The organism is Sodalis-like endosymbiont of Proechinophthirus fluctus (genome assembly GCF_001602625.1).
Classification (GTDB): domain Bacteria; phylum Pseudomonadota; class Gammaproteobacteria; order Enterobacterales; family Enterobacteriaceae.
In genome coordinates, this window is the sequence record NZ_LECR01000090.1 from 67315 (window position 1) to 67627 (window position 313).

Genomic DNA, 313 nt, shown 5'->3' on the forward strand with positions numbered 1-313 from the left:
ACTCCGCTGCAGTCCAGCACATTGTCTTAGCCGATACTCTCCTGATGCAGATCATGCATGTTAATGGCCCCTACCAGGTCACCGTCGGCATCTACCACCGGCGCAGCGGTGATTTGCTGCTGATGCATGGCCTCAAGTGCGGCGCCTGCACGCCAGTCAAGGGGTAACCGATACCCAGGGGTGGTCATCGCATTAGCGATCGGCGCGGTCAGCGCCCGTCCTTTTACTAGCCAGCGCCGGAGATCGCCGTCGGTAAACACCCCCACTACACGATTCGCAGGGCCACAGACTGCTGTCAGACCGAGCCCGGTAC

General features: G+C 60.7%; 1 protein-coding gene. It reads right to left on the reverse strand.

Annotation, left to right across the window (positions count from 1 at the left end; all coding sequences use genetic code 11):
- Positions 1-26: 26 nt before the first annotated feature.
- A partial coding sequence (locus tag BG74_RS18360) for a CBS domain-containing protein (protein ID WP_244267487.1) occupies positions 27-313 on the reverse strand: 287 nt, incomplete at its 5' end.